3 protein-coding genes and 1 pseudogene are annotated in these 5,080 nt (G+C 36.1%); all 4 read left to right on the top strand.

The genetic code is table 11. The features are described from left to right. Window positions 1–216 precede the first annotated feature (216 nt). Window positions 217–462, top strand: coding sequence for an ankyrin repeat domain-containing protein (locus OZD63_RS01765; RefSeq protein WP_275007969.1), 246 nt, complete (start codon window positions 217–219; stop codon window positions 460–462). A gap of 35 nt (window positions 463–497) precedes the next feature. Beyond that, entirely contained in the window at window positions 498–2,312 is a 1,815-nt protein-coding gene (locus tag OZD63_RS01770) for an ankyrin repeat domain-containing protein (RefSeq protein ID WP_275007972.1), read from the top strand. 87 nt (window positions 2,313–2,399) lie between these two features. Next, on the top strand, window positions 2,400–4,850 hold the full coding sequence (gene topA, locus OZD63_RS01775; RefSeq protein WP_275007971.1) for a type I DNA topoisomerase: 2,451 nt from the start codon (window positions 2,400–2,402) through the stop codon (window positions 4,848–4,850). A gap of 127 nt (window positions 4,851–4,977) precedes the next feature. Beyond that, window positions 4,978–5,080, top strand: a pseudogene (locus OZD63_RS01780) (IS5/IS1182 family transposase); the annotation flags it as partial.

Here is a 5,080-nt window from a genome sequence, read left to right on the forward strand (position 1 = left end):
CCAGTATTGGTCTAATTTTTTCAAATTGTTCTTTACTTATATCTCTTGGATAGCTTTTTTGCATAGATATACCTCTTTCTTAACTATGCTTATTTTACCTCATATTTTCGAGATCCTTAACAGGTTCTAAGTACATTCCAGGATTGGAAAAATGATAGATTTAACATAAATTATAAATTCACCTTATATACAGGTCTTGCCTCTTTTAAACTTACATTGTTATATTTGGCTACTAGGGATGGCTGCAAAAAGGTAGTAGAAGCTCTGATATCAAATGGAGCTGGTGTTAATACGAAAGATATGAATGGACTGACCCCTTTATATTGGGCTGCCAAAATTGGTCACAAGGAGGTAGTAAATGCTCTAATAAAAGCGGGGGCGGGGGTTAATATTAATGCAAAAAGTAAGAAGGAACAAACTTCTTTGCATAGGGCTGCTGAAACAGGCCATACGGTGCAATAAATGCTTTATTAGCAAAAGGGGCTGATATTGATGCAATAGATGATAATGGAGAAACTCCTTTACGTTTGGCTATTAAAAATGGCCATACAAAAGCAGTAAATGCTCTATTGGAGGCAGAAGAATTTAATATTAATACGAGTGATGGTTTATGGAATTATGGATGGGCCCTTTTACATTGGGTTATTGCAAATGACCATAAAAAGATAGTAGAAGTTCTAATAGCAAGTAAAGCTAGTGTTAATACGAAGAGTGAAAATGGATGGACTCCTTTACATTGGGCTGCTGAAAATGGTTATACAGATGCAATAAATGCTCTATTAGCAGCAGGGGCTGATGTTGATGTGAGAGATTGTTGGCTTTACGATACTCCTTTACATTTGGCTGCTGAAAATGGCCATACAGATGCAGTGAATGCTCTATTAGCAGCAGAGGCTGATGTTAATTTACAAAACACAGATGGAAGAACGCCATTGCATTTGGCTGCTAAAAGGGGACGTGTAGAGATAGTAAAAGCTTTAATCGACAAAGGTGCTGATGTTAATAAAGAAGATAAATATGGACAAACTCCTTTACATTGGGCTGCTGAGTGTGGCCAGGTAGAAATAGTGAAAGCTCTGGTGGATAGAGGAGCTGATATTGATAAAAGGGATAAAAAGGGAGGTATATCGTTAGGTTCTGCTGTTAACAATTACCACAATCGCCATTATACTAATAACGATAACCATATAAAGATGGTAAAAATTCTGGTAGGTCATATAGCAAAACTGGAAACTGCTGGTTTACATATCAGTCAAGATAATTTGCAGTTAAAAGATTCCGTTCAACTAGAGTATAATAGTGATATAGCTAGTAGTTATAGAGAAGGTCTTCGGAAGTATAAGGAAGAGATTGAAAAACTTACAAAAGAAGACAAGCCACTATATGACTTTTTAAAAGAAAGCAACATTAATGAACTAGCTAGCATATGGGAAAAAAATAAAGATATACGCAATAAGTTTGATAACCAAAAAAGCTTACAAAGGCAATATCCAGAATATGCTTATACTCTAATTAATAAAGCTAACGAAATAAAAAAAGAAATTTTTCTGCACAATCATGAGCCGCTAATTGATGCTTTATCAACGCATTATAGGCGTGATTTTCAAGCAATGATATTTGCTGGTATAGAAAACTTTTTTAAAGTTCACAAAGATGACTTTAGAAAAGAGTTAGGAAATGGAGGAATCACTCTAATTAACTTCGTAGATTTTGAAAATTTTGCAGAAAGGCATGCTCCTACATTGAAAGTAAGGGCGTTTGCAAAGGTTATAGAGAATAACCTGTCAAGCGAGAGCCCTGATGATCAAAACATTGATCAAGCTTGTTCTTCTAGTGTTGATGAGCAAGTTCCTCAGCCTGTAAGTGAAATAACTGGCATTATTAAACACATAGGTGCAAGTAATAGTGAGGCTTCTTCAGAACTCGAAAGTAATGGTAATCAACAAAGTACACAACCAGAATTTTTAACAACCAACGGTAACTCTAGTAGCATAGCTTCTGAAAGTGGTAGTACTAAAATACTAGTTTCAGATCAAGAAAATGACATCCAGAACAATAATATACAGCCAAGTTCACGAAGTGAAAAGAGAAGTAAACTGCCTGGTGTGGCTGCTTCTGCACTGGCAATAGCCGGGGTTGCTTTAGGAGTAGCTATTGCAGTTCACCTAGAAATGTTAGCGGTGGGAATAGCAGTTGGAGCTTGTTGTCTGGTTGCTGCTGCGATCATATACTATTGTAATGAGCCTTCAAAGTCACTTAAAAATAGCAACGTCCAAGGGTTTTCTGAAAAGGTCCCACAACCCGGTTCGTAAAATTCACAAGAACCATTAAAATATTTTTTTACTTTTCATTGTATATTTCTCAACATATTATCTTTAAGTACTAAAATAATTGACAATATGGCATTATTAATAGTTGAATCACCTGCGAAAGCAAAGACGATAGGTAAATATTTGGGTAAAGAGTTCAAAGTAGCTGCATCCTTTGGACATGTAAGAGATCTTCCAGCAAAAAACGGCTCCGTCGATCCGGATAATGATTTTGCTATAAAGTATGAGACCATTGAAAAAGCAGAAAAGTATATAAAAGAGTTAGTAAAAGCCGCAAGTAAAGCATCAGATATATATCTTGCAACAGACCCAGACAGAGAAGGGGAAGCAATGGCTTGGCATGTGGTAGAGACATTAAAAGAAAAGAAAGCAATCAGTAATGAAAACAACATTTATAGAGTAGTCTTTAATGAGATAACAAAAGGAGCAGTACAAGAGGCTATAAAAAATCCACGTGAAATAAATATGGATTTAGTGCGTGCACAACAAGCACGTAGAGCTTTGGATTATCTAGTTGGATTTAGCTTGTCACCACTGCTGTGGACAAAATTGTCGGGGAGCAAGTCTGCAGGGCGAGTGCAGTCTGTTGCATTAAAGATTATATGCGAACGAGAAGATGAAATTAGTAAGTTTATAACACAGGAGTATTGGAGCATAAAGGCAGAAATGCAAAATAGCAAAGATGAGGCTTTTTTTGCTATGCTAAGCCACTATGACAATGAAAAGCTAGAAAAATTTGATATTAAGAATGAAGAAGAAGCAAAAAACTTAGTCAGGGAGATTGAGTCAAGGCAATATGCTGTAAGCACAGTAGAATGCAAGCAAGTTAAGAGAAACCCGCTTCCTCCGTTTATTACTTCAAGTCTTCAGCAAGATGCAGTAAATAAGCTGTATTTTAACGTGAAAAATGTTATGCGAGTAGCGCAAAATTTATACGAAGGTATCGATATTGGTGGTGAAACTGTAGGGTTGATAACTTACATGCGTACAGATGGGTTTCATATTGCAGATGAGGCTATAAACTCAATTAGAGGATCAATTAAGTCATTATATGGTGATAAATATTTACCGCAGTCTCCTCGTAAATATGTAAAAAAGGTCAAAAATGCTCAAGAAGCACATGAAGCAATTCGTCCAACTGATATCAATAGAACGCCGGGTAGTATTAAGGATTACTTAACGCCAGAGCAATTTAAATTGTATGATTTAATCTGGAAAAGGACCATTGCAAGTCAAATGGAGTCGGCGATCCTTGATCAAGTGGTAGTTGAAATTAGTTCTACTGATCAAAAAGTAGTTCTGCGAGCAAGTGGGTCGAGTATATTCTTTGATGGTTTTTATAGAGTCTACCAAGATAACATAGAAGCCGAAAATGAAGGCCTGCTACCTGCCATGAAGGAAGGGGAAGCGTGTAAGCTGATTTCAGTTGAGCCAAAACAACATTTCACTCAACCGCCACCTCGTTATAGTGAAGCAAGTATCGTAAAAAAAATGGAAGAAATCGGTATAGGTCGACCATCAACTTATGCAACAATTATTTCGGTATTACAAGATCGTGAGTACGTTTCATTGGATAGCAAAAGGTTTATTCCAAGCAGCCGCGGTAAAATCGTTACTATATTTTTAGAAACTTTTTTTCAGCGTTGTGTAGAGTATGATTTCACAGCACAAATGGAAGAGAAGCTTGATTTAATTTCAAATGGACATGCAGATTGGAAAAAAGAATTAGGCCACTTTTGGGTGCCATTTTTTGGTCATGTAAACTCTGTCAAGCAAATGACGCATGATGAAGTTTTCAGCGGCATTCACGATTTGGTAATCGATTGGTTTTGTTCAGAAGAAGGAAAAAAAGAGGTGAATACGAAATGTCCTGATTGCTTGGGTGGCATATTGAAATTGAACTTTGGAAAAGCCGGGGTGTTCCTTGGATGTTCTAACTATCCTGAATGCAACCATACAAAAGAAATTACAGGTAGTAACGACAATTCAGAATATCCAAAAAGTTTAGGTATAGATGATATAACAGGACAAGAGGTAGTAATTAAAAAAGGTCCTTTTGGGCTTTACCTGCAGTTTAATAATGAGTCAGAAAAGAAAAAGGCGGTTTCTATACCAAAAGATATAAATGTTAATGATATTGATCTGAGCACCGCCACTCAGTTACTTTCCTTGCCAAAAGTAATCGGAGAACACCCTGAAACCGGAAAGGAAGTAAAAATAGGCCTTGGGCGATTTGGGTACTATATTTTCTATGATGGTAGATACTTTTCTCTTAAGAAAAGCTCCAAAGAGGTGCTGAATACAGAATTGAGCGAAGTTGTACAAATTATTGCAAACAGTCCACGCAAAGAGTTAAAATCTCTCGGGGTTAATGAAAAGGGAAAAGAAGTTTTTATCTGCAACGGTAGGTACGGATTCTATATAAAATGCGGTAAAACAAACGTTGCTTTGGGCAAGAGTGCAGATATTGAAAGCATAGATTTGAAGAAGGCTTTAGAGTTGATTAAGGGTAAGAAGTAAATACTTAAAAGGTATATATTTATAACTTTTTTATAAATAAAATAAGTTGAGGTATTGTATCTTAGAACCTGTTAAGGATCTCGAAAATATGAGGTAAAATAAGCATAGTTAAGAAAGAGGTATATCTATGCAAAAAAGCTATCCAAGCGATATAAGTAAGGAACAATTTGAAAAAATTAGACCAATACTGGAGAGTAGCAGAAAGAAAACAAAACCAAGGAAACTTGATT

Origin of the sequence: Wolbachia endosymbiont of Drosophila leontia (genome assembly GCF_028981785.1) — a bacterium.
Taxonomy (GTDB): Bacteria; Pseudomonadota; Alphaproteobacteria; order Rickettsiales; family Anaplasmataceae; genus Wolbachia; species Wolbachia pipientis.